We start from the raw sequence: 25,139 nt of genomic DNA, 5'->3' as shown, positions 1-25,139 counted from the left end.
GGCGGTATGACGTGCTAGCGACAATCGTACGAAGACTGCTGCAAACCATCGTCGTCATGCTGGTCATGTCGGCGCTGGTCTTCGCCGGCATCTACATGGTCGGCGATCCGGTGTCGATGCTGGCCAGTCCGGAGGCCACCGAAGCGCAGCGCGCCGCCATCCGCGCGTCGCTGGGCCTGGACCTGCCGCTGTGGCGGCAGTACCTGATCTTCATGGGCCAGGCGGTGCGCGGCGATTTCGGCAACAGCTTCCTGACGGGCGAGCCGGCCATGCGCCTGATCCTGGAGCGCATGCCGGCCACGGTCGAGCTGGCCTGTGTGGCCATGCTGCTGTCGGTGCTCATCGGCGTGCCGCTGGGCATCATCGCGGGCCTCAAGCCCAAGGCGGCCGGCTCGCGCGCCATCATGACCGGATCGGTGCTGGGCTTCTCGCTGCCGAACTTCTGGGTCGGCCTGATGCTCATCATGGTGTTCGCGGTGATGCTGGGCTGGGTGCCGGCCGGCGGCCGCGGCCAGACCGTCAGCATCGGTTCGCTGCAGCTGAGCGTGCTGACGCTGGATGGCTGGCTCAGCCTGGCGCTGCCGGCGGCCACCATCGCCTTCGCCAAGTGCGCCATGATCATCCGCGTGACGCGCGCCGCCACGCGCGAGGCGCTGCCGATGGACTACATCAAGTTCGCGCGCGCCAAGGGCCTGTCGGAAAAGCGCGTGCTGGGCGTGCACCTGCTCAAGAACATCCTGATCCCCGTGGTCACCGTGGCGGGCCTGGAGTTCGGCCAGGTGATGGCCTTCGCGGTGGTGACCGAGACGGTGTTCTCGTGGCCCGGCATGGGCAAGCTGCTGATCGATTCCATCATCAACCTGGATCGTCCGGTGGTGGTGGCGTATCTGCTGCTGATCGTGTTCTTCCTTGTGATGCTGAACCTCGTGGTGGACATCATCTATACGGTGCTGGATCCCCGCGTACGCCTGGATAGCCGCCGATGACCGCCCCCGCGACCGCCACCGTACCGACCGCCGCCGCCAAGGAACAGACGCCGTGGCGCCGCTTCCTGGGCGATTTCTTCGCCAGCAAGCTGGCCACGCTGGGCCTGGTGATGCTGGTGCTGATCGTCGGCGCCGCGCTGCTGGCGCCGTGGATCGCGCCGCAGAATCCGTATGACCTGGCGACGCTGGACATCATGGATTCCAAGCTCAAGCCGGGCAGCGAAAGCGGCGACGGCAGCATGCATTACTGGCTGGGCACCGATGGCCAGGCGCGCGACCTGCTGTCGGCCATCCTCTACGGCATGCGCACCAGCCTGATGGTGGCCGCCGTATCGGTGCTGGCGGCCTTCGGCATCGGCGCCACGGTGGGCCTGATCGCGGCCTACTTCGGCGGCCGCATCGACGCGCTGCTGATGCGCATTGTGGATATCCAGTTGTCGTTCCCGGCGATCCTGGTGGCGTTGATGCTGCTGGCGATCCTGGGCAAGGGTGTGGATAAGGTGATCATCGCGCTGATCGTGGTGCAGTGGGCCTATTTCGCCCGCGCCGCGCGCGGCGCGGCGCTGGTCGAGCGCGGCAAGGAATACGTCGAGGCGGCGCGCTGCATGTCGCTGTCGTGGGGGCGGGTGCTGTTCCGCCACGTGCTGCCCAACTGCATGCCGCCGCTGATCGTGATCGCCACCATCGACCTGGCGCACGCCATCGCGCTGGAAGCCACGCTGTCGTTCCTGGGCGTGGGCGTGCCGGTGACCGAGCCGTCGCTCGGCATGCTGATCTACAACGGTTTCGAATACCTGCTGTCGGGCCAGTACTGGATCTCGTTCTTCCCCGGCATCGCGCTGGCGCTGGCCATCATCGCCATCAACCTGGTGGGCGACCACCTGCGCGATGTGCTCAACCCGCGCCACGCGAATTGAAGGCGGACGCGATGCAGACGCAAGCTGTGGACAAGTCGCCCGCCCCCGCCGTGCTCGATGTGCGGGGATTGAAGACGCATTTCTTCACCCGCAACGGCGTGGTGAAGGCGGTCGATGGCGTCGACCTGACGGTGGCCGAAGGCGAGATCCTCGGGCTGGTGGGCGAGTCGGGGTCGGGCAAGAGCATCACCGGCTTCTCGCTGATGGGCCTGCTGGATGAACCGGGCCGCATCGTCGAGGGCGAGCTGCGGTTGAACGGCGAGGACCTGCGCGGCGCCTCGCCGGCGCGCTGGCGGCAATTGCGGGGCCAGGAGATCGCCATGATCTTCCAGGATCCGATGATGACGCTGAACCCGGTGCTGCGCGTCGATACGCAGATGATCGAAGCCGTGCAGGCGCACCACAAGGTATCGCGCGACCAGGCGCGTGAACGCGCCTTGCAGACGCTGACGATGGTCGGCATTCCGTCGCCGCAGGAACGCCTGCGCACCTATCCGCACCAGTTGTCGGGCGGCATGCGGCAACGCGTGGCGATCGCGATCGCGCTGCTGAATTCACCGCGCGTCATCATCGCCGACGAACCCACCACGGCGCTGGACGTGACCATCCAGGGGCAGATCCTGTTCGAAGTGCAGAAGCTGTGCCGCGAGACCGGCACCGGCCTGGTGTGGATCACGCACGACCTGGCGGTGGTGGCGGGCCTGGCCGACCGCGTGTCGGTGATGTACGCGGGCCGCGTGGTCGAGACCGGCAGCACGCGCGACGTCATCAGCCATCCGATGCATCCGTACACGCACGGCCTGATCGCCTCGATTCCCACGCCGGAATCGCGCGGCCGGCCGCTGGTGCCGATTCCCGGCATGACGCCGTCGCTGCTCAACCTGCCGCAGGGCTGTGCGTTCCGCGGGCGCTGCCCGCGCGCCAGCGACGCCTGTCTGGTCGAACCGCAGCCGGTGCAAGTGCGCCCGGCGCAATGGGTGCGGTGCTGGCATGCCGGCGCGCCGGAGGTCCAATGAGCGCCGCCGATCGCAACGCCCCCCCCATCCTGTCGCTGCGCGGCGTCGAGCTGCGTTTCACGCAGCACGTGGACCTGGCCGGACGCATCGCCAACCTGCTGGGCGCGGGCCTGAAAACACAGGTGGTGCACGCCGTGGCCGGCGTGGACCTGGACGTGCAGCCGGGCGAGGTCATCGGCATCGTCGGTGAATCCGGTTGCGGCAAGTCGACGCTGGGACGCATCGTCTCGGGCATCCTGCCGCCCTCTTCCGGCGAGGTGCACTACCAGGGCCAGGCGGTGAAGGCCATGGCGGGCCCGCAACGGCGCGCCTATGAGCTGGGCGTGCAGATGATCTTCCAGGACCCCTACGCCTCGCTCAACCCGCGCATGCGGGTGCGCGAGATCATCGGCGAGGCGCCGGTGGCGCATGGCCTGATCCGCGCGCGCGACAAGGCCGAGTACGTGGCCGGACTGATGCGCCAGGTGGGACTCGACCCGGCCTTCGCGCAGCGCTATCCGCACCAGTTCTCGGGCGGCCAGCGCCAACGCATCGGCATCGCGCGGGCCCTGGCGCTGAAACCCTCGGTGATCGTCTGCGACGAGGCCGTCGCGGCGCTGGACGTGTCGATCCAGGCGCAGGTATTGAACCTGTTCGAGAAACTGCGTGACGAGCTGGACCTGACGTACCTGTTCATCAGCCACAACCTGAGCGTGGTCAGCCACATCTCGGATCGCGTCGCCATCATGTACCTGGGCCGCGTGGTCGAGCTGGCGCCGACCGACACGGTGTTCCAGCGCGCCAATCATCCGTACACGCAGGCGCTGCTCAAGGAACTGCCGACGCTGACGCCCGGGCGCCGCAGCTACCAGCCGATCAAGGGCGAGCTGCCGTCGCCGCTGGATCCGCCCGGCGGCTGCGCGTTCCATCCGCGGTGTCCCCAGGCCATGCCGCGCTGCAAGACCGAACGGCCGCTGCTGCGCGAGGTCGCGCCGATGCAGTTCAGCGCCTGCCACCTGAACGACGCGGCCTGAGGCCAATCCGTAACAACGCTGGACGCGGCCGGCGACGGGCGCGAGAATTTCCCGGTACCCTGTCATACGACATCCGTTCTCTTTCTTTCGCCCCCATTCCCTTCCGCCTATCCTCCGCCATGAAAACCCTAGCCGAAATCGAACGCGCACACGGTGAACTGACCGAACTGCGCCGTGACATCCACGCCCATCCCGAACTGGCCTTCCAGGAAACGCGCACCTCCAACCTGGTGGCCGAGCGCCTGCGCCAGTGGGGGCTGGAAGTCCACACGGGGCTGGGGAAAACCGGCGTGGTCGGCGTCCTGCGCGGCGGCAACGGCGGCAAGACCATCGGCCTGCGCGCCGACATGGACGCGCTGCCCATGCCTGAGCACAACCGCTTCGCGCACAAGTCCACCATCAGCGGCCGCATGCACGGTTGCGGCCACGACGGCCATACCACGATGCTGCTGGGCGCGGCGCAGTACCTGTCCACGCATCGCGATTTCGACGGCACCGTGGTGTTCATCTTCCAGCCGGCCGAGGAAGGCGGCAACGCCGGCGCGCGCGCCATGATGCAGGACGGCCTGTTCGAGAAATTCCCCTGTGATGCGGTGTTCGGCATCCACAACATGCCCGGCATGCCGGTCAACCAGTTTGGCTTTCGCGCCGGCCCCACCATGGCGTCGAGCAACCGCTGGGACATCGTCATCAAAGGCGTGGGCGGCCACGCCGCGCAGCCGCACGCGTCGGTCGACCCGATCATCGTCGCGGCCGACATGGTGCATGCGCTGCAGACGGTGATCTCGCGCAGCAAGAACCCGCTGGAGCAGGCGGTGCTGTCGATCACGCAGATCCACGCCGGTGATGCCTATAACGTGATTCCCGGCGAAGCGGTGCTGCGCGGCACGGTGCGCACCTATTCGGTCGAGGTGCTCGACAAGATCGAGGAAGACATGCGCCGCATCGCCACCACGCTGCCGCAGGTGTATGGCGGCACCGGCACGCTGGACTTCGTGCGCGCCTACCCGCCGCTGGTGAACTGGGACAAGGAAACCGCGTTCGCCGCGCAGGTGGCCGAGGACGCCTTCGGCGCCGAGAACGTGGTGCGCGACATGCCGCCCTTCATGGGCGCCGAGGACTTCTCGTTCTTCCTGGAAGCCCTGCCCGGCACCTACCTGTTCCTGGGCAACGGCGACGGCGACCATCGCATGGAGACCTATCACGGCATGGGCCCGTGCCAGTTGCACAACCCGAACTACGACTTCAACGATGCGCTGCTGCCGGTGGGCGCGACGTATTGGGTCAAGCTGGTCGAAGCCTACCTGCCCAAGCACAAGTAGCGCGCCACGGCGCTTCAGGCATTTCGGCTATTTGCTTATGCGCGATGCCGCCACGAACCGCCCGGCGCCCCGGGCGGTTTTTCTATATGACGCCAGGCTTTGTTCAAACGCCGATAACTTCGTTTGAGATACAAGGCGCGCTTTCCATAATCGGTCATTCCTGATCCATCCGAGGATGGATCGCAGCGCCGGCGGCAACGCCGCGACGCCAACCGGAGTGACCCATGTCCCAGAGCAACGCCGTGCGGCGCGAAGAGGCCGCCCCCGTCCCGCCGCCCCCGGCCGCGCAGGCGTTCGAGCTGCGGCCGCTGCCGGGCCCCGTGGGCGCCGAGCTCATCGGCCTGGACCTGGGGCGCGAGCTGTCGTCCGCCGATTTCAAGCGCGTGCACCAGGCGCACCTGGACCACCACCTGCTGGTGTTCCGCGACCAGCGCATCACGCCGCAGCAGCACATCGATTTCAGCCGCCGCTTCGGCCGCCTGATGATCCACGTGCTGCACCAGTTCCACCTGGCCAACCACCCCGAGATCCTGATCGTCTCCAACATCGTCGAACACGGCAAGCCGGTCGGCCTGGGCGATGCCGGCAAGTACTGGCATTCGGACATTTCGTACAAGGAACTGCCCAGCCTGGGGTCGCTGCTGCACGCGCAGGAATTGCCGGCGCAAGGCGGCGACACGCTGTTCGCCGACATGCACCTGGCCTACGACACCCTGCCCGCCGCATTGCGCAACGCGGTCGAGGGCAAGCGCGCGGTGCATTCCTACCTGGCCAAGTACGGCCAGCTGCAAAAGGAAGGCAACTGGCGGCCCAACCTGAGCGCGCAACAGGTGGCGCAGGTGCAGGCGGTGTCGCACCCCGTGGTGCGCACGCACCCCGAGAATGGCCGCCGCGCGCTGTTCGTCAGCGAAGGCTTCACCACCCATATCGAAGGCCTGCCGGAGGACGAGAGCCGGCAATTGCTGGACGAACTGTTCGCGCACAGCGTGCGGCCCGAGCACATCTACCGCCACCACTGGCAGCCGCACGATCTGGTGTTCTGGGACAACCGCTCGCTGATCCACCTGGCGGGCGGCACGCCGGACCACCTGCGCCGCAAGCTGTACCGCACCACCATTGAAGGCGACGTGCCGTTCTAGGCCGCCCGCGACTTATCCACAAGGAACGCCATGCATCTGTCACCTGATCTGCGCGAACGACTGGTCCGCACCGCCACCGCGGCGGGCGTGGCATTGGCGTTGGCCCTGATTGCCCTGGCCGCGCCCACGCCCGCGCTGGCCGCCCCGGCCACCGACGGCGTCCACGCCGCGCCGGCGCACGATACGGCTCTCGCGCCGTCCGCGATCGCGCCCCGCCACGGCTGATCGGCGCCCGAGCCGACCTGTGGATATCCCAGCATCCCTAAAATAGTCCGGTACGCATCAACCGCGTCCCCGCATCCGCCGGATGCGCGCGGGCGCGCCTACCGGACTCGACATGCTGGCAACCTCCTCGATTGAACTCATCGGCAACACCCCCCTGATCGCGCTCGGCCGCGTGCACGACGGCCCCGGCCGTATCGTCGCCAAGGCCGAATTCCTGCAACCGGGCGGCAGCGTCAAGGATCGCGCCGCCAAGGCCATCCTGCTGGCCGCGCGCGCCGACGGCCGGCTGCGGCCCGGCATGCCGGTGATCGAGATGACCAGCGGCAACATGGGGGCGGGCCTGGCCGTGGCCTGCGCCGCGCTGGGGCATCCCCTGGTGGTCACCATGTCGGCGGGCAACAGCCCCGCCCGCGCCCGCATGCTGGAAGGACTGGGCGCCGAGGTGGTGCTGGTGCCGCAGGTCGATGGCGCCCCCGGCCAGGTCACCGGCGCCGACGTCGAGGCGGCGGCCCGGGTGGCGGCCGCCCTGGCGGGCGAACGCGGCGGCTTCTACGTCGACCAGTTCAATGCCGTCGAATGCATCGCCGCGCATGAAACCGGCACCGGCCGCGAAATCCTGGAGCAATTCGGCGCCCCCGTGGATGGCTGGGTCGCGGCCGTCGGCACCGGCTGCACTTTCATGGGCGTGGCGCGCGCGCTCAAGGCGGCGAGCGCCGCGACGTTGTGCGCGGCGGTCGAACCGCTGGGCTGCGAGGTGCTGGCGGGAGAACCGGTGACCAAGGCGCGCCACCTGATCCAGGGCACCAGCTACGGCGCCGTGCCGCCGCACTGGGATCCGTCCCTGATGGACCTGAGCCTGTCGGTCACCGACGACGAGGCAGAGCAATGGCGGCGCCTGCTGGCCGTGCGCGAGGGCCTGTACGTGGGCTATTCCGCCGCCGCCAACGTGTGCGCGGCCGCCAAGCTGTTGCGCTCGGGCCGGCTGCGTCCGGACGCGACGGTCGCCACGGTGCTGTGCGATACGGGCCTGAAATACTAGCAAGCAGGTTTTCCCCAGCGTTCCCCGATAACGCTATCCACAGCGCTTGTGGAATTCCTGTGGATTGCCTGTGAATTGCCTGTGGACGGATGGGGATAACTTTTTTCCGCCTTGTTGTGGAAAAGTCGCTTGCGGTGGCTTTCGGAGCAAAACGCAGGCGGAACACGCAGGCGTGAACGCGAAACCCGCCGAAAAAGCAGCCAAAAAATAGCGGCAGAAAGAAAACGGGCGGCCCCGTGGGGCCGCCCGATACGCGCCGCGCGGCGCCTGCCGCGCGCGAATGCCGCGCCTACAGCTTCAACCCCAGCGCCTTGGCCACGCCCGCCGCGTAGGCCGGATCGGCCTTGCGGAAGTGCTCCAGCTGGCGACGCTGGATTTCCTCGGGCACGCCCGCCATGTGGCGGCCGATGTTGCCGAACAGCAGCTCCTGCTGCGCCGGCGTCATCAGGCGGAACAAGGCGCCCGGCTGCGAGTAGTAGTCGTCGTCGACGCGGTGGTTCCAGCGCGCGGCGGCCTGGCCGTCCAGCGGCAGCGGCGGTTCGCCGGCCGACGGGGTTTCCTTCCATTCACCGGCGCTGTTGGGCTCGTAGTTGAGCGTGCCGCCGGCGTTGCCGTCCACGCGCGCCGCGCCATCGCGGTGGTAGCTGTGGAACGGGCAGCGCGGCGCGTTCACCGGGATCTGGTGGTGGTTGATGCCCAGGCGGTAGCGGTGCGTGTCGCCGTACGAGAACAGGCGGCCCTGCAGCATCTTGTCCGGCGAGAAGTCGATGCCGGGCACCACATTGGCGGGCGTGAAGGCGGCCTGCTCGACCTCGGCGAAGTAGTTCTCCGGGTTCTTGTTCAGTTCCAGCACGCCCACTTCGATGAGCGGGTAATCGCCGTGCGGCCACACCTTGGTCAGGTCGAACGGGTTGATGTGATAGGTCTCGGCGTCGGCCGCGGGCATGATCTGCACCTTCAGCGTCCACTTCGGGAAGTTGCCCTGCTCGATGTTCTCGAACAGGTCGCGCTGCGAGCTTTCGCGGTCGTGGGCCACCACCTGGGCGGCGTCTTCGTCGCTCAGACAGGCGATGCCCTGCTGCGACTTGAAGTGGAACTTCACGTAGAAGCGTTCACCGCCGGCGTTGACGAAGCTGAAGGTGTGCGAGCCGAAGCCATGCTGCTGGCGCAGGTTGGCGGGAATGCCGCGGTCGCTCATCAGGATCGTGACCTGGTGCAGCGATTCGGGGCTGAGCGACCAGAAATCCCAGGCGGCGGTGGCGCTGCGCAGGTTGGTCTTGGGGTCGCGCTTCTGGGTGTGGATGAAGTCGGGGAACTTGAGCGGATCGCGGATGAAGAACACCGGGGTGTTGTTGCCCACCAGGTCCCAGTTGCCTTCGTCGGTGTAGAACTTGATGGCGAAGCCGCGCACGTCGCGTTCGGCGTCGGCCGCGCCGCGTTCGCCGGCCACGGTCGAGAAGCGCAGGAACAGCGGGGTCTGCTTGCCGATCTTGGAGAAGATGCTGGCGCGGGTGTACTGGGTGATGTCGTGAGTGACGGTGAAGGTGCCATAGGCGCCCGAGCCCTTGGCATGCACCACGCGTTCGGGGATGCGTTCACGGTCGAAATGGGCGAGTTTTTCTATCAGCCAGAAGTCCTGCAACAACGCCGGACCGCGCGGGCCGGCGGTCAAGGTGTTGTTGTTGTCGGCCACCGGCGCGCCAGAGGCGGTGGTCAGATGCTTCTTATCGGTCATGGCACACTCCCTACGAAATTCCTGGAATGCGCGGCGCCTGGGCCGCGCTGCGTGATCGGACACCGTCCCGGACATTGCCGGCCGGGGGATATCTCCGACACATCATAGGGGTCAATTTTTTCGTTGTGAAGTTGATTGATCTACCAAATTTGATTGAAAATAACTATCAAGAAACTTGCCTGACGCGCATCATCCCCAAACGCCGCGGCAACGCGGACGAAAAAAAACCGGCCCCTGGAGGCCGGTTTTTCATGGCGCGAGCCGGAATCAGCGGTTGGCCGCGGCTTCCGTCTTGCGCTGCATGGCGCGGGTGATGGACCACTGCTGCGCGATCGACAGGGTGTTGTTGACGCACCAGTAGAGCACCAGGCCGGCCGGGAAGAAGAACATCATCCCGCCGAACACCAGCGGCATGATCATCATGACCTTGGCCTGGACGGGGTCCGGGGGCGTCGGGTTCAGTTTGATCTGCAGGAACATGGTGGCCATCATGATGGCGGGCAGAATGAAGAACGGGTCGCGGATCGACAGGTCGTGCACCCACAGGATCCACGGCGCGCCGCGCATTTCGACGCTGGCCAGCAGCACCCAGTACAGCGAGATGAACACCGGGATCTGCACCACCATCGGCAGGCAGCCGCCCAGCGGGTTGATCTTCTCGGTGCGGTACATCTCCATCATGGCCGCGTTGAGCTTCTGCTTGTCGTCGCCGTACTTTTCCTTCAGGGCCTGCAGGCGCGGAGCAACCTGTTTCATGCGGGCCATGGAGCGGTAGCTGGCGGCGGCCAGGGGGTAGAACAGGGCCTTGATCAGCACGGTCAGGGCGACGATGGTCCAGCCCCAGTTGCCCAGGATGGAATGCAGCCAGGTCATCAGCGTGAACAGCGGCTTGGCGATGATGGTCAGCCAGCCGTAGTCGACCACCAGTTCCAGGCCGGGGGCGAGCGCCGCCATGGCCTTCTGGTCCTGCGGACCGACCCACAGGTGCGAATCGACGCGGGCGGCGGCGCCCGGGGCGATCTCGCCGACGGCTTCGATGGTGCGCGCGGCGTACAGGTTCTTCTGCACTTCCAGCACTTCGTTGTTGCGCGGCTTGCCTTGCGGCGGCACCCAGGCGGTGGCGAAGTAGTGCTGCACCACGGCGATCCAGCCGTTGTCGGCCTGCTTGATGTAGTTGGCCTTCTTCTTCTCGATGTCGGCGAAGGTCATCTTCTGGAACTTGTCCTGTTCCGAGTAGACGGCCATGCCGGTGAACGTGTGATAGAAGCTGGACGTATCGGCCGGATCGTTGCCGTCGCGCTCGAGCTGCAGGTACAGCGCGGGCGTCACGGGGGCGGCGCCGACGTTGGCCAGGTCGTGGCGCACGTCGATGTCATAGCGGCCGCGATGCAGCGTGAAGGTCTTGGTGACTTTCACGCCACCCGATTCGGCTTCGAACGCCACCACCAGGCTGTCGCCGGTCATCTGGCGGTCGGTCGAGACCACGCGGAACGGCGTCTGGTGGGTGGGGAAGTTCTGGCCGTTGGCGGCGCCGACGACGCCGGTCTGGGCAACGTAGTTCAGGCCCGCGGTGCGGTCGAGCAGCACGGTGGGCTTGTCGGGTTGGCCGGTGGCCGGGTACTTCAGCAGCTCGGCGCGCACCAGTTGGGCGCCCAGCGTGTCGAAGGTCAGGCGCAGCACGTCGGTGGTGATGACGACTTCTTCCGAGCGCGTCGGCACCGGCGCGGCGGCGCCAGGCACGGCCGAGGGCGCGGTGGTGGCGGTCGCGGGCGGCGCATTGGGCACCGACGGCGTCGCGCTGTTCGCGTCGGCTGCCGGCGTGCCGTTGGCGGGCGTGCTGGCCGCGGGCGTGGGGCCCCCGAACAGCGACGGTTTGCCGTTATGGATCTGCCAGTTGTTCCAAAGGAGCAACAGCGAGAAGGAGAAAATCATCCAGAGGACGGTTCGTCGGATATCCATGGTGCCTACTGAAGTGAATACGGGCCAGCAAAGCCCGCCAGTTTAGCGTCAATCATGCTCGGTGCGGTGGCCATGGGAGCAGCAGGCCCCGCGGTTGGTTCCCTTGGACGGCGGAACCGGGTCCCAGCCGCCGGGCGACCAGGGGTGGCAGCGGCCGATGCGTCGCAGCATCAGCCAGAAGCCGCGCCAGGGACCGTGGCGTTCGATCGCCTCGATCGCATACGCCGAGCAGGTCGGGGTGAAGCGGCATTGCCGGCCGATCCAGGGACTCAGGAAAAACCTGTAGAACCGGATCGGGGCAATGAGTATTGCGGCCCCCACGGAACGCCCGCGTCGCGGACGGCCTGCCTGCCGGGGGGATGACCCGTTCATCGCGCGATCCGCTCGAAGTGAGCGTCCGCTTCGGCCCGGGCCGCCTGTTTCAGCGCGGTGAGCGTGGCGGGCGTGACCTTGCTGTGCAGCCGGACGACGTAGTCTTTCGCCGGCAACCCCAGCCGCCGGTGGCGGAACGCTTCGCGGATGACCCGCTTGAGCGCGTTGCGCGTGGTGGCGTGGGCGGCGAAGCGCTTGGCGATCACCAGGCCCAGCCGGGCACAGGCGTCCTGGCCGGGGGGCAGGTCGTTGGAAGCGGCGCTCACAACGAAAAACGCCCCTCGGGCCAGACGCCGGCCTTTGAGGGCGGCGGCGAACTCGGAGGGGCGATGCAGCCGCGCCTCCGGCGGAAGCGTGGCGCGCGGCATGGACTGCGGGGTCAGCGGGTCAGGTGTCTGCGCAAGAAGCGAGACTTAGACAGCCAGACGCTTGCGGCCCTTGGCGCGGCGAGCGTTCAGGATGGCGCGGCCAGCGCGGGTCTTCATGCGCACGCGGAAACCATGGGTGCGCTTGCGGCGGGTAACGGAAGGTTGGTAGGTGCGTTTCATGGACGATCCACAAAAAGAACAAAAGTCAGAAGGGACCTGCCCGGAGGGTTCCTGGTCGCAAATCCGGTAGCGGGTATCTAGTAAGCGCCTCGCTGCGAATTCGCACATGACATGCGGATTCACTGGCAAAGACAGGCTTGTAGACGGGGCTCTGGTCCGGGGTAACCCCGGGCGACCTATTCAGCAAGGCACAGTTCCGGGGGCGGGGGTAAGTGTAACCATTACCCTATTACCCGTGTGAACCTGGGCCTTCTGCGAAACCTTCTGACAGACAGAATTCGGAAAAGCCCACCATTTCAGCAAGTTTTCCCTGTCTTGTCAAACAGTTAAGGGGGCAGGTTGTGCACGCTCATGCCCTACCCTGTGGATAACCCATGCCCAGGCAAGGTAGAATCGAGGTTTGAATAAGAGCGACATGAAAGAATTCTGGCAGACCTGCGTCAGTCGTCTTGAGCAGGAACTCCCCCCCCAACAAATCAGCGCGTGGATACGACCGCTGGTCCCGCTTGCGTATGACGAAACGCAGGCGGTGCTGCGCGTTGCCGCCCCCAACCGGTTCAAGCTGGACTGGGTGCGCAAGAACTTCTCCCACCAGATCGAAGCGTTGGCCGCGGAGTGGTTCGAGCGTCCGGTACAGGTCCTGTTCGAATTGCCCTCGCAGGGCGCGACGCCGCGCATGCCGGTGGCGCCCGTGCGCGCGCAGCCGCCCGTGCCGACCGCGCCTTCGGCCGCCACGCCCCTGGGCGGCGCGCCGCCGCCAGGCATGCCGGCGCAGCCCGCCGCGCCCGCTCCCGTCGCGACCACCGCGGCGGCCGCGGCCGTGAACGCGGACGCCGCCAACATCGTGTACGAGCGCTCGCGCCTGAACACCGACCTGACGTTCGAGAACTTCGTGACGGGTAAGGCCAACCAGCTGGCGCGTGCCGCCGCGCTGCAGGTGGCCGAGAACCCGGGCACCTCGTACAACCCGCTGTTCCTGTACGGCGGCGTGGGCCTGGGCAAGACCCACTTGATCCACGCCATCGGCAACGCCATGGTGGCGGCGGGCACCGGGGTGCGCGTGCGCTACGTGCATGCCGACCAGTACGTGTCCGACGTGGTCAAGGCCTACCAGCGCAAGGCGTTCGATGACTTCAAGCGCTACTACCATTCGCTCGACCTGCTGCTGATCGACGATATCCAGTTCTTCTCCGGCAAGAACCGCACGCAGGAAGAATTCTTCTATGCGTTCGAGGCGATGGTGGCCCAGCGCAAGCAGATCATCATCACCAGCGATACGTATCCGAAGGAACTGTCGGGCATCGACAGCCGCCTGATCTCGCGCTTCGATTCCGGCCTGACGGTCGCGATCGAGCCGCCCGAACTCGAGATGCGCGTGGCGATCCTGCTGCGCAAGGCCGAGTCCGAAGGCGTGCCGATGCCCGAGGAAGTGGCGTTCTTCATCGCCAAGCACCTGCGCAGCAACGTGCGCGAACTCGAAGGCGCGTTGCGCAAGGTGCTGGCCTACGCCCGTTTCCACGGCCGCGACGTGCTCACCGTGGACGTCTGCAAGGAAGCCTTGAAGGATCTGCTGTCCGTGTCCAACGGCCAGATCACCGTCGAGAACATCCAGAAGACGGTGGCGGATTTCTACAAGATCAAGGTGGCCGACATGTATTCGAAACGCCGGCCGGCCAATATCGCGTTGCCGCGCCAGGTCGCCATGTACCTGGCGAAGGAGCTGACCCAGAAAAGCCTGCCGGAAATCGGCGATCTGTTCGGTGGCCGTGATCACACCACCGTACTGCACGCCGTACGCAAGATTTCCGACGCCCGCGCCAAGCAAGCGGAGCTCAACCATACCCTGCACGTGTTGGAACAAACTCTAAAAGGATGACCATGCAACTCGTACAAACCACACGCGATGCATTGCTGAAACCGCTGTCGACCGTGGCGGGCATCGTCGAAAGACGCCATACCCTGCCCATCCTGGCGAACATCCTGATGCGCAAGGAAGGCAACAAGGTTGCCTTCATCGCGACCGACCTGGAAGTGCAGATCACCACGCACGCCGACTTCGGTGTGGGCCACGACAACGAGTCCACCACGGTCGCGGCGCGCAAGTTGCTGGACATCCTGAAAGCCCTGCCGGACACCGGCGACGTGCGCCTGGCGCTGGCCAGCAACAAGCTGTCGGTGCAGTCGGCCAAGAGCCGCTTCGCGCTGCAGACGCTGGCCGCCAGCGAATTCCCCACCGTGGCCCAGCCCGAGCAGTGGGACGTGTCGCTGAGCATGCCGCAACGCACGCTGCGCCACCTGTTCAACATGGTGCACTTCGCCATGGCGCAACAGGACATCCGCTACTACCTGAACGGCATGCTGCTGGTGTTCGAACCGGGCCGCGTGCGCGCGGTCGCCACCGACGGCCACCGCCTGGCGCACTGCTCCACCGAAGCCGACGGCATCAGCGAGCGCCACGAAGTCATCGTGCCGCGCAAGACCGTGCTGGAAATGCAGCGCCTGCTGGAAGACTCCGACGAACTCGTCTCGATCGACGTGGCGCCGGGCCAGATCCGTTTCCGCTTCGGCGACGTCGAGCTGGTGTCCAAGCTGGTCGAAGGCAAGTTCCCCGACTTCACCCGCGTCATCCCGACCAACTACTCGCGCCACTTCCTGGTGGGCCGCGAAGCCCTGCAGGGCAGCCTGCAGCGCGCCGCCATCCTGACCACCGACAAGTTCAAGGGCGTGCGCCTGCAACTGGCGCAGAACCAGATGAAGATCTCGTCCTCCAACGCCGAGCAGGAAGAGGCGCAGGAAGAAATCGACATCGACTACGGCCATGAGCCGCTGGACGTCGGCTTCAACGTCGGCTACCTGCTCGACGTGCTGGCCAACGTCAAGGTCGACAACATCCAGTGGTCGGTCATGCCCGATGCCAACGCGTCGGCGCTCATCACCCTGCCCGAAGACGACCAGTTCAAGTACGTCGTCATGCCCATGCGGATCTAAGTCCGCGCAGACGTGGGTTTGTGCCGCCCGCGGGCCCGATGGCCCGCCGGCGGTCCGGCCGCCAGGCCGTTCTTTAAAGCGTTATCGATACAGACATGTCAGATCAGCAGAACACCACTCCCGAGAACGGCGGCTACGGCGCCGACTCGATCAAGATGCTCAAGGGGCTGGAGGCCGTGCGCAAGCGCCCCGGCATGTACATCGGCGACACGTCGGACGGCACCGGTCTGCACCACATGGTGTTCGAAGTCGTCGACAACGCCATTGACGAAGCGCTGGCCGGCTATTGCGACGACATCGTCGTCACGATCCACACCGACAACTCGATCTCGGTCACCGACAACGGCCGCGGCATCCCCACGGACATCCACAAGGACGACGAATTCCACCGCAGCGCGGCGGAAATCGTCATGACCGAACTGCACGCCGGCGGCAAGTTCGACCAGAACTCGTACAAGGTGTCCGGCGGCCTGCACGGCGTGGGCGTGTCGTGCGTGAACGCGCTGTCCGAGTGGCTGCGCCTGACCATCCGCCGCAACGGCGAAGTGCACCAGATGGAATTCCGCCAGGGCGAGCGCGTCGCGCCCCTGGCCGTGACCGGCACGACCGACAAGCGTGGCACCGAAGTGCGCTTCCTGGCCGACCCGATCATCTTCAACAACATCGAGTACCACTACGAGATCCTCTCCAAGCGCCTGCGCGAGCTCTCGTTCCTGAACAACGGCGTCAAGATCCGCCTGATCGACCAGCGCCAGGGCAAGGAAGAGAACTTCGCCTTCTCCGGCGGCGTGAAGGGCTTCGTCGAATACATCAACCGCGCCAAGACGGTGCTGCACCCGAACGTGTTCTCGGTCACCACCGAGTCGGCCGCGGGCGGCGTGCCGGTGGGCGTGGAAGTGGCGATGCAGTGGAACGACAGCTACAGCGAAAGCGTGCTGTGCTTCACCAACAACATCCCGCAGCGCGACGGCGGCTCGCACCTGACCGGCCTGCGCGCGGCGATGACCCGCATCATCAACAAGTACATCACCGACAACGAACTGGCCAAGAAGGCCAAGGTCGAGACCTCCGGCGACGACATGCGCGAAGGCCTGGCCTGCGTGCTGTCGGTGAAGGTGCCCGAGCCCAAGTTCAGCAGCCAGACCAAGGACAAGCTGGTCTCGAGCGAAGTGCGCCCGGCCGTCGAAGAAGCCGTGGCCCGCACGCTGGAAACCTGGCTGCTGGAGCATCCGAACGACGCCAAGGCGCTGTGCGCCAAGATCGTCGAAGCCGCCCGCGCGCGCGAAGCCGCCCGCAAGGCGCGCGAAATGACGCGTCGCAAGAGCGTGCTGGAAGGCGCCGGCCTGCCCGGCAAGCTGGCCGACTGCCAGGAAAAGGATCCGGCGCTGTGCGAGCTGTACATCGTCGAGGGTGACTCCGCAGGCGGCTCGGCCAAGCAGGGCCGCGACCGCAAGTTCCAGGCCATCCTGCCGCTGCGCGGCAAGGTGCTGAACGTCGAGAAGGCGCGCTTTGACCGCCTGATCGCCAGCGAGCAGATCGCCACGCTGATCACCGCACTGGGCACCAGCATCGGCCCCGACTTCAACGTCGACAAGCTGCGCTACCACCGCCTCATCATCATGACCGACGCGGACGTCGACGGCGCGCACATCCGCACGCTGCTGCTGACGCTGCTGTACCGCCAGATGCCCGAGCTGGTGCAGCGCGGCTACGTCTACATCGCGCAGCCGCCGCTGTACAAGGTCAAGGTCGGCCGCGAAGAGCGCTACCTGAAGGATGACCAGGAAGAAGCGCAGTTCATGCTGCAGCTGGCCCTGAAGGACGCCGAGATCATCTCCGGCGGCAACATCATCCGCGGCGACGAACTGAACGAGCTGGCGCGCCAGTACGTGGCCGCCGACGGCGTCATCGCGCGCCTGTCGCGCGTGTTCGACGTGGCCGCGCTGTCGGCCATGGCCGAGGGCGTGGAGATCAACCTGGAGTCGGCCGAGGCCGCCGCCGATTCGGCCAGGCGCCTGGCCGACGCCATGCGCGATCCGGTCAGCGGCAACGGCGTGGAAGTGGTGCCCGAGTTCGACGAGGCCACCGAACGCCATCGCCTGTCGATCCAGCGCATGCACCACGGCAACGTGCGCGTCAGCATCATCGACGCCGACTTCGTTGGCGGTTCTGACTACGCCATCCTGTCGCGCGCCGCCAAGAGCTTCTCCGGCAAGGTCGGCCCGCGTTCGCTGGCCGCGCGCGGCGAAGGCGAAAAGCGCAAGGAACAGAACGTCTCCGACTTCCGCGAAGCCATGCAGTGGCTGCGCAGCGAAGCCGACCGCGGCATCTCCAAGCAGCGCTACAAGGGCCTGGGCGAAATGAACCCGGAACAGCTGTGGGAAACCACCATGGACCCGAAGGTGCGCCGCCTGCTGCGCGTGCAGATCGAGGACGCCATCGCGGCCGACGAGGTCTTCACCACGCTGATGGGCGACGACGTCGAACCGCGCCGCAACTTCATCGAGGCGCATGCGCTGTCGGCGGGCAACATCGACGTCTGACCGGCACGATTCGCCGCAAGCCCGTCAGGGCTTGGCGGCGTGCATGAAAAAGGGGCTGCCTGCGCAGCCCCTTTTGTTTTGATGGACCCCGTGGGCCCGCGGGGCGGCCGCGCCCTACCCCTGCACGTCGCTGGCCCACGGCTCGGCCGTCAGGCGTTCCGCCAGGTACTCGATCAGCGCCTGCACCCGCGCCGGCCGCCGGCGGCCCGGCGGGGTGACGATGTGCAGCGCGATCGGGTCGATCTGCCAGTCGTCCATGGCGGTCTCCAGCGCGCCCGATTGCAGGTCTTCCCAGGCCAGGAATTCCGGCTGCAGCGCCAGGCCCAGGCCGGCCTGCAACGCGGGCGAGAGGGCCTCGGCGTTGTTGACGTTCAACTGCACCGGCAGCGATTGCGAAAACTCGCCGTGCTTCTCGTGGCGGAAGCGCCAGCTCGAGCCGTTGCGCGCATACATGTACTGCAACGCGGTGTGCTGGGCCAGGTCGCGCGGATGCTTGGGCTTGCCGGCGCGCTTGAAGTAGCTGGGCGCGCCCACCAGCAGGATGCGCACCGAGCACAGGCGCCGCGCCAGCAGCGTCGAGTCCACCAGGTTGGAGATGCGCAGGGCCAGGTCGAAGCGTTCCGACACCAGGTCGGCCTGCTTGTCGTTGAATTCGATTTCCAGGTCCACGTCGGGATGCGCCTGCATGAAGGGCGGCAGCATCGGCGCCAGGTGCGTGACGCCGAACGACATGGGCGCGGCCAGCCGGATCTTGCCGCGCAGGCTGGTCGATTTCTCGGTCACCTCGGCCTCGACCGCCTCGCCCTCTTCCAGGATGCGCGCGGCGCGTTCCAGCGCCGCATAGCCGGACTCGGTCAACGACATGCTGCGCGAGGTGCGATGGAACAGCATGGTCTTCATCTTGGTCTCCAGACGCGTGATGGTCTTGGACACCGTGGCCTGTGACAGGGACAGTTCGGCCGCGGCCTTGGCGAAGGAACCCGTCTCGGCGACCTTGGCAAAGATCGCCCACCCTTCGAGATCCGGCAATTTGTTCATGTCATGCACCCGTAAAAAAGTCGGGTCGATGATAGCGGCTGAGTATGTGACGGACAAGAAAACCCGGCGATCGCGTCACCCGGAAAAGGGCCCGCCCATAGGGAGCATGCAAAAAATGGAAAGGATGGAATTCCCTGGCGCGGGTTCTCAGCCCGGCGGCCGATCCCTACTATGCACATACCGACAGACGACGTGAACGAAACCCCTCAAGCGGCATTTCGGACACGGCGGAAACGGGGCAAGCCAGGCTGGTTTGCGCAGTCCCCCGAATTCACTTTGCCGCATTCCCTGAAACGATTCCTTGAAAGAGAGACCCGCCATGTCCGCCAACAAATACCTCGAAGTCCTGACCCCGCAGAACAGCCAGATCATCTTCATCGACCAGCAGCCGCAGATGGCTTTCGGCGTGCAGTCGATCGATCGCCAGACGCTCAAGAACAACGTGGTGGGCCTGGCCAAGGCCGCGCGCACCTTCAACATCCCGACCACCATCACCACCGTCGAGACCGACGGCTTCTCGGGCAACACCTTCCCCGAACTGCTGGCCGTGTTCCCCGAGAACAAGATCCTGGAGCGCACCTCGATGAACTCGTGGGACGACCAGAACGTGCGTGACGCGCTGGCCGCCAACGGCCGCAAGAAGATCGTCGTGGCCGGCCTGTGGACCGAGGTCTGCAACACCACTTTCGCCCTGTGCGCCATGCTCGAAGGCGACTACGAAATCTACATGGTGGCCGATGCGTCGGGCGGCACCTCGGCCGACGCGCACAAGTACGCGATGGACCGCATGATCCAGGCCGGCGTGGTGCCGGTGACCTGGCAGCAGGTGATGCTGGAATGGCAGCGCGACTGGGCCCGCCAGGAAACCTACGACGCCGTGACCGGCATCGCCAAGGAACACTCCGGCGCCTACGGCATGGGCATCGACTACGCCGTCACTCACGTGCACAAGCTGGCCGAGCGCGTGACGCACGGCGAGCGCATCGGCCCCAACCCGGCCAAGTAAGCCCCGCGCCCGGGCCGGCAACGGTCCGGGCCGCTTCTTTTTCCGAACACGGCAGGCGGCATGATGCACGGCCCCTGGCGACCCAGCCCGATCCCGGAGCATTCCATGCCGACCCCCTCTTCCCCTTCCGCGGGAGGCAGCTTTGCGCCTCTGCGCCAGCCCGTGTTCGCCGTCCTGTGGGCGGCCGCGGTGCTCGGCAACGTGGGCAGTTTCATGCGCGACGTCGCCAGCTCGTGGCTGGTGACCGACCTGTCGGCCAGCCCGGCGGCCGTGGCGCTGATCCAGACGGCGGCGACGCTGCCGATCTTCCTGCTGGCGATTCCGGCCGGCGTGCTGTCGGACATCCTGGACCGCCGGCGTTTCCTGATCTTCGTGCAGTTGCTGCTGGCCTCGGTCAGCGGCACCTTGCTGCTGCTGTCGCATTTCGGCGCGCTGACGGTGGACTACCTGATCGCGTTGACGTTTGTCGGCGGCATCGGCGCGGCGCTGATGGGCCCCACCTGGCAGTCGATCGTGCCCGAGCTGGTGCCGCGCGAGAGCCTCAAGGGCGCGGTGGCGCTCAACTCGCTGGGCATCAACATCGCGCGCGCCATCGGCCCGGCCGCGGGCGGCCTGATCCTGGCCAGCTTCGGCGCGGCGGTGACCTACGGCATGGACGTGTTGAGCTACGTGTTCGTGATCGCCGCCCTGTTGTGGTGGAAGCGGCCTGCGGCCACCGACAGCGCGTTGTCGGAGAACTTCCTGGGCGCGTTCCGGGCCGGCCTGCGCTATACGCGGGCCAGCAAGGAACTGCATCGCGTGCTGCTGCGCGCCGCCGTGTTCTTCCTGTTCGCCAGCGCGGTGTGGGCCTTGCTGCCGCTGGTGGCGCGGCAGATGCTGGGCGGCACGTCGGGCTTCTACGGCATGCTGCTGGGCGCGGTGGGTGCGGGAGCGATCCTCGGCGCGCTGGTGATGCCGAAGCTGGGCGCCAAGCTGAATGCGGATGGGCTGGTGCTGCTGGCCTCGCTGGTCAGCGCGGTGGTGATGGGCGTGCTGGTGTTCGCCCCGCCCAAGTGGCTGGCGGTGGTGATGCTGGTGCTGCTGGGCATGGGCTGGATCACGGCGCTGACCACCTTCAATGGCGTGGCCCAGGCGATCCTGCCCAACTGGGTGCGCGGCCGCGGCCTGGCGGTGTACCTGATGGTGTTCAACGGCGCGATGGCGGCCGGCAGCCTGGGCTGGGGCCTGGTGGCGCGTGAAATCGGCGTGCCCTATGCCCTGGTGGCCAGCGCCGCGGGCCTGGTGATCGTGGCGCTGCTGTTCCATCGGGTGCGGCTGCCGGTGGGCGAAGCCGACCTGCAGGCGTCGAATCACTGGCCGGAGCCGCTGGTGTCGGAATCGGTGGCGCACGACCGCGGGCCGGTGCTGATCCAGGTCGAGTACCGCATCGCGCAGCAGGACCGCCCGGCCTTCCTGGAAGCGATGCAACGCCTGTCGCAGGAGCGCCTGCGCGACGGCGCCTACGCCTGGGGCGTGGCCGAGCACACGAGCGATCCGGAGCGCGTGGTGGAGTGGTTCTTCGTGGAGTCCTGGGCCGAGCACCTGCGCCAGCACCATCGGGTCTCGCATGCCGATGCCGACCTGCAGGCCGAGACGTTGCGCTTCCATATCGGCCCCGGCGCGCCCGAGGTGCACCACTTCCTGGCGCTGAAACGCTGAACTTGCCGGACATGACGCCTTGTTTTCCGATCAACCTGGAGGCTCGCCATGATTGAGCGCCGACCCTTGAGAACCCTGGGCCATGCCCGCCGCGGCTGGCTCGATGTGAAACACCATTTCTCGTTCGCCAACTACCTGGACCCGCAGCGCATGAATTGGGGCGCGCTGCGCGCCTGGAACGACGAGACCATCGCGCCGGGCGCCGGTTTTCCCGCGCTGATGCATGCCGACGTGGAAATCATCACCTGCGTGCAGGAAGGCGCGCTGACCCACGAGGACGACCTGGGCAATGGCGGCCGCACCCGCGCCGGCGACGTGCAGGTGATGAGCGCGGGCAGCGGCCTGACGCACGCCGAGTTCAACATGGAAGGCGGCCCGGCCCGCGTGTTCCAGATCTGGATCGAGCCGGATCGCCGCGGCGCGCCGCCGAGCTGGGGGCGCAAGTCGTTTGCGCGCGAGGCCTGCAACGGACGGTTCGTCACGCTCGCCAGCGGCATCGAGGGCGACGAGGACGCGCTGCCGATCCGCAGCGACGCCCGCGTGCTGGCGGTGGCGCTCAAGGCCGGCGAAGCCGCCACCTATCGCTTTGCACGCGGCCGGCGCCGCGGCTACCTGGTCGCGTCCAAGGGCCGGCTGACCGTCAACGACGTCGAGATCGGCCTGGGCGATGGCGCCGCCATCGAGGACGAGACCGATGTGCGCATCACCGCGCTCGATGACGCCGAGCTGCTGCTGGCCGACACCCACGCCTGATTCCAATGACGAGGACATCCATGAAGATCTATCTGCTTTCCCTTGGCGCCGGCCTGCTGGTCGGCGTGGTCTACAGCCTGCTGCAAGTGCGTTCGCCGGCGCCGCCGCTGGTGGCGCTGATCGGCCTGCTGGGCATCCTGGTCGGCGAACAGATCGTGCCGGTGGGCAAACAGATGCTCAACGGCACCGCCTTCGCCGCCGCGTGCGACAAACAGAAGACGGTGAGCCATGTGTTCGGGCAACTGCCCGGCCATCAGCCCCGCGACAAAGACCAAAGCTGAATTCTTTCCACACCCAGGGAGATAATCGTATGCCTACCCGCCGCGACCTCATCGGTGTTGCTTCCACATTGGCGCTCAACGGCCTGCTGGGCCGATCCGCCCTCGCCCGTTCCCAAGGAGAATCCTCCATGTCAAACCCCGCCCCCGACGTCATTTATCACAATGGCCGCATCACCACGCTGGACCGCGCCAGGCCGCTGGCCAGCGCCGTGGCGATCAAGGATGGCAGGTTCGTGGCCGTCGGCGACGATGCCGAAGTGATGGCGCTGGCCGGCGCCGGCACCCGCCGCATTGACCTGAAGGGCCGCGGCGTGCTGCCGGGGCTGTTCGACAACCATACCCACGTGGTGCGCGGCGGCCTGAACTACAACATGGAGCTGCGCTGGGACGGCGTGCGCTCGCTGGCCGACGCCATGGCCATGCTCAAGCGCCAGGTCGCCATCACGCCGGCGCCGCAATGGGTGCGCGTGGTGGGCGGCTTCACCGAGCACCAGTTCGCCGAGAAGCGCCTGCCGACGATCGAGGAGATCAACGCCATCGCGCCCGACACGCCGGTGTTCCTGCTGCACCTGTACGACCGCGCCCTGCTCAACGGCGCCGCGCTGCGCGCGGTGGGCTACACCAAGACCACGCCCAACCCGCCGGGCGGCGAGATCATCCGCGACGCGCAGGGCAACCCCACCGGGCTGCTGCTGGCCAAGCCTAACGCGACCATCCTGTACGCCACGCTGGCCAAGGGCCCCAAGCTGCCGTTCGACTACCAGGTCAATTCCACGCGCCATTTCATGCGCGAGCTGAACCGGCTGGGCGTGACCGGCGTGATCGACGCGGGCGGCGGCTTCCAGAACTATCCCGACGACTACGCCGTGATCCAGAAGCTGGCCGACGAAGGCCAGATGACGGTGCGGCTGGCCTACAACCTGTTCACGCAGAAGCCCAAGCAGGAGAAGGAAGACTTCCTCAAGTGGACCTCGAGCGTGAAGTACAAGCAGGGCAGCGACTACTTCCGCCACAACGGCGCCGGCGAGATGCTGGTGTTCTCGGCCGCCGACTTCGAGGACTTCCGCGTCGAACGGCCGGACATGCCGCCGGAGATGGAAGGCGAGCTGGAGGAAGTGGTGCGCGTGCTGGTGCAGAACAAGTGGCCGTGGCGCCTGCACGCCACCTATGACGAGACCATCTCGCGCGCGCTGGACGTGTTCGAGAAAGTGCACCAGGACACGCCGCTGACCGGCCTGAACTGGTTCTTCGACCACGCCGAGACCATTTCCGACAAGTCGATCGACCGCATCGCCGCGCTGGGCGGCGGCATCGCCGTGCAGCACCGCATGGCCTACCAGGGCGAATACTTCATCGAGCGCTACGGCGCGGCCGCGGCCGAGGCCACCCCGCCGATCGCCAAGATCCTCGATCGCGGCGTGAAGGTGTCCGCCGGCACCGACGCCACCCGGGTCGCGTCGTACAACCCGTGGGTGTCGCTGTCGTGGATGGTGACCGGCAAGACCGTGGGCGGCACCCGCCTCTATCCGGCGCGCAACTGCCTGGACCGCGAGACCGCGCTGCGCATGTGGACCGAGAACGTGGCCTGGTTCGCCAACGAGGAAGGCAAGCGCGGCCGCATCCAGCCGGGCCAGCTGGCGGACTTCATCGTGCCGAGCAAGGACTACTTCCGCTGCGCCGAGGACGATATCTCGTTCCTGACCTCGGAGCTGACCGTGGTTGGCGGGCGGGTGGTCTACGGCGCGGGGGAATTCGGCCCGCTGGACGACAACGCGCTGCCGCCCGCCATGCCGGACTGGTCGCCCACGCGCCTGTTCGGCGGCTATGCCGCCTGGGGCGACCCCGACGGCGCCGGCCGTAATTCGCTGGGCTACCGCAACATGGCGGCCTGCGGCTGCGCCAGCAGCTGCGGACTGCACGGGCATGACCATGCCAAGGCCTGGGCCTCGAGCGCGCCCAGTTCCGACCTGCAGGGCTTTTTCGGCGCCCTGGGTTGTTCCTGCTGGGCCGTGTGAGGGAGCCGGCCATGAATGCGACCTTTCAATGGGAGCAGCGGCTGGCCGGCCTGGCGCGGCCGCTGTTCGGATCGCCGGCGGTGCGGTTCCTGGCCTATCTGGGCCTGTGCGCGGCCTATCTGCAGGGCGGGCTGGTCAAGCTGACCGACTTTCCCGGCGCGCTGGCAGAGATGGCGCATTTCGGCCTGGCGCCGGGGCCGCTGTTCGCGGTGCTGGTGATCGTGCTGGAACTGGCGGCGTCGGCCATGATCCTGGCCGGTCGCCTGCGCTGGCTGGGGGCGCTGGCGCTGGCGGGCTTCACGCTGGTGGCCACGGGCATCGCGCTGCGCTACTGGGAGATGGCGCCGGGGCAGGAGCGTTTCATGGCGGCCAATGCGTTCTATGAACACCTGGGGCTGGCGGGGGGATTGCTGCTGGTGGCGTGGCTGGACCTGCGCGAGTCCCTGCCGGACGCGGCGGCGGCCTGAGCGGGCCCGCTTCATAGACCCACTTCATAGACCCACTTCACGGACCCGCTTCACGGACCCGCTTCAGTGGCAAAAAGAC

23 protein-coding genes are annotated in these 25,139 nt (G+C 66.9%); 17 read left to right on the top strand and 6 right to left on the bottom strand.

The features are described from left to right. The first annotated feature begins 11 nt into the window (after positions 1-11). The 8 genes from AC1HFW_RS21125 to AC1HFW_RS21090 all read left to right on the top strand — a co-directional run bounded on the left by AC1HFW_RS21125 (position 12) and on the right by AC1HFW_RS21090 (position 7,657). Entirely contained in the window at positions 12-986 is a 975-nt protein-coding gene (locus AC1HFW_RS21125) for an ABC transporter permease (RefSeq protein WP_006389548.1), read from the top strand. Beyond that, complete coding sequence (locus tag AC1HFW_RS21120) at positions 983-1,903, top strand: ABC transporter permease (RefSeq protein ID WP_006392123.1); 921 nt, start codon at positions 983-985, stop codon at positions 1,901-1,903. Before AC1HFW_RS21125 ends, AC1HFW_RS21120 begins: the two co-directional genes overlap by 4 nt. Positions 1,904-1,914: 11 nt before the next feature. Beyond that, positions 1,915-2,919, top strand: coding sequence for an ABC transporter ATP-binding protein (locus AC1HFW_RS21115; RefSeq protein WP_116520732.1), 1,005 nt, complete (start codon positions 1,915-1,917; stop codon positions 2,917-2,919). Next, entirely contained in the window at positions 2,916-3,932 is a 1,017-nt protein-coding gene (locus AC1HFW_RS21110) for an ABC transporter ATP-binding protein (RefSeq protein ID WP_241074675.1), read from the top strand. The genes AC1HFW_RS21115 and AC1HFW_RS21110 overlap by 4 nt, the downstream gene beginning before the upstream one ends. 119 nt (positions 3,933-4,051) lie before the next feature. Then, positions 4,052-5,254 carry a M20 aminoacylase family protein gene (locus AC1HFW_RS21105; protein WP_479285147.1) on the top strand — a complete coding sequence of 401 codons (1,203 nt, stop codon included), beginning with the start codon at positions 4,052-4,054 and terminating at the stop codon, positions 5,252-5,254. A gap of 224 nt (positions 5,255-5,478) precedes the next feature. Then, the gene (locus AC1HFW_RS21100; protein WP_116520730.1) at positions 5,479-6,393 is read left to right on the top strand and encodes a TauD/TfdA dioxygenase family protein; all 915 of its coding nucleotides are present in this window, start codon (positions 5,479-5,481) and stop codon (positions 6,391-6,393) included. 30 nt (positions 6,394-6,423) lie between these two features. Further along, positions 6,424-6,618 (top strand): hypothetical protein, encoded by a 195-nt coding sequence (locus AC1HFW_RS21095; RefSeq protein ID WP_479285146.1) that lies wholly within the window; start codon positions 6,424-6,426, stop codon positions 6,616-6,618. A gap of 112 nt (positions 6,619-6,730) precedes the next feature. Continuing rightward, on the top strand, positions 6,731-7,657 hold the full coding sequence (locus tag AC1HFW_RS21090; protein ID WP_479285145.1) for a PLP-dependent cysteine synthase family protein: 927 nt from the start codon (positions 6,731-6,733) through the stop codon (positions 7,655-7,657). Positions 7,658-7,946: 289 nt separating this feature from the next. Here AC1HFW_RS21090 and AC1HFW_RS21085 read toward each other — a convergent pair whose 3' ends face one another. The 5 genes from AC1HFW_RS21085 to rpmH all read right to left on the bottom strand — a co-directional run bounded on the left by AC1HFW_RS21085 (position 7,947) and on the right by rpmH (position 12,271). Next, a complete protein-coding gene (locus tag AC1HFW_RS21085; protein WP_061072873.1) occupies positions 7,947-9,392 on the bottom strand; it encodes a catalase in 1,446 nt (481 codons plus the stop codon). A gap of 267 nt (positions 9,393-9,659) precedes the next feature. Then, complete coding sequence (yidC, locus tag AC1HFW_RS21080; RefSeq protein ID WP_006392131.1) at positions 9,660-11,351, bottom strand: membrane protein insertase YidC; 1,692 nt, start codon at positions 11,349-11,351, stop codon at positions 9,660-9,662. Between the two features lie 48 nt (positions 11,352-11,399). After that, positions 11,400-11,723 carry a membrane protein insertion efficiency factor YidD gene (yidD, locus tag AC1HFW_RS21075; protein ID WP_081105109.1) on the bottom strand — a complete coding sequence of 108 codons (324 nt, stop codon included), beginning with the start codon at positions 11,721-11,723 and terminating at the stop codon, positions 11,400-11,402. Then, on the bottom strand, positions 11,720-12,091 hold the full coding sequence (locus AC1HFW_RS21070; RefSeq protein ID WP_006392133.1) for a ribonuclease P protein component: 372 nt from the start codon (positions 12,089-12,091) through the stop codon (positions 11,720-11,722). Before AC1HFW_RS21070 ends, yidD begins: the two co-directional genes overlap by 4 nt. Before the next feature lie 45 nt (positions 12,092-12,136). Next, positions 12,137-12,271, bottom strand: coding sequence for a 50S ribosomal protein L34 (gene rpmH, locus AC1HFW_RS21065; protein WP_003816025.1), 135 nt, complete (start codon positions 12,269-12,271; stop codon positions 12,137-12,139). A 415-nt stretch (positions 12,272-12,686) separates the two neighbouring features. On the opposite strand from rpmH, the gene dnaA reads away from it, so the two are divergent. The 3 genes from dnaA (at position 12,687) to gyrB (ending at position 17,802) form a co-directional block, all read left to right on the top strand. Continuing rightward, entirely contained in the window at positions 12,687-14,147 is a 1,461-nt protein-coding gene (dnaA, locus tag AC1HFW_RS21060) for a chromosomal replication initiator protein DnaA (RefSeq protein WP_061072872.1), read from the top strand. Between the two features lie 2 nt (positions 14,148-14,149). Then, complete coding sequence (gene dnaN / locus AC1HFW_RS21055) at positions 14,150-15,259, top strand: DNA polymerase III subunit beta (RefSeq protein ID WP_061074447.1); 1,110 nt, start codon at positions 14,150-14,152, stop codon at positions 15,257-15,259. 95 nt (positions 15,260-15,354) lie between these two features. Further along, entirely contained in the window at positions 15,355-17,802 is a 2,448-nt protein-coding gene (gene gyrB, locus AC1HFW_RS21050) for a DNA topoisomerase (ATP-hydrolyzing) subunit B (protein ID WP_006392136.1), read from the top strand. Between the two features lie 114 nt (positions 17,803-17,916). Here gyrB and AC1HFW_RS21045 read toward each other — a convergent pair whose 3' ends face one another. Continuing rightward, positions 17,917-18,840, bottom strand: a complete 924-nt coding sequence (locus tag AC1HFW_RS21045) for a LysR family transcriptional regulator (RefSeq protein WP_006392137.1) — start codon at positions 18,838-18,840, stop codon at positions 17,917-17,919. A gap of 319 nt (positions 18,841-19,159) precedes the next feature. Between AC1HFW_RS21045 and AC1HFW_RS21040 the strand changes: the two genes are divergently transcribed. The 6 genes from AC1HFW_RS21040 (at position 19,160) to AC1HFW_RS21015 (ending at position 25,060) form a co-directional block, all read left to right on the top strand. Then, positions 19,160-19,846: a hydrolase gene (locus AC1HFW_RS21040; RefSeq protein WP_006392138.1), complete on the top strand. Its 687-nt coding sequence runs from the start codon at positions 19,160-19,162 to the stop codon at positions 19,844-19,846. Positions 19,847-19,951: 105 nt separating this feature from the next. Next, positions 19,952-21,544, top strand: coding sequence for an MFS transporter (locus tag AC1HFW_RS21035; RefSeq protein WP_035359801.1), 1,593 nt, complete (start codon positions 19,952-19,954; stop codon positions 21,542-21,544). Between the two features lie 48 nt (positions 21,545-21,592). After that, on the top strand, positions 21,593-22,297 hold the full coding sequence (locus AC1HFW_RS21030; protein WP_061072869.1) for a pirin family protein: 705 nt from the start codon (positions 21,593-21,595) through the stop codon (positions 22,295-22,297). A 20-nt stretch (positions 22,298-22,317) separates the two neighbouring features. Beyond that, complete coding sequence (locus AC1HFW_RS21025; protein ID WP_479285144.1) at positions 22,318-22,578, top strand: XapX domain-containing protein; 261 nt, start codon at positions 22,318-22,320, stop codon at positions 22,576-22,578. A 128-nt stretch (positions 22,579-22,706) separates the two neighbouring features. Further along, positions 22,707-24,593, top strand: a complete 1,887-nt coding sequence (locus AC1HFW_RS21020; RefSeq protein WP_241074669.1) for an amidohydrolase — start codon at positions 22,707-22,709, stop codon at positions 24,591-24,593. Positions 24,594-24,604: 11 nt separating this feature from the next. Continuing rightward, entirely contained in the window at positions 24,605-25,060 is a 456-nt protein-coding gene (locus AC1HFW_RS21015; protein ID WP_479285143.1) for a DoxX family protein, read from the top strand. The last annotated feature ends 79 nt before the right edge of the window (positions 25,061-25,139 follow it).

Source organism: Achromobacter sp. ISS7 (assembly GCF_056523125.1).
This window is presented reverse-complemented; position numbering and strand designations above follow the sequence as displayed.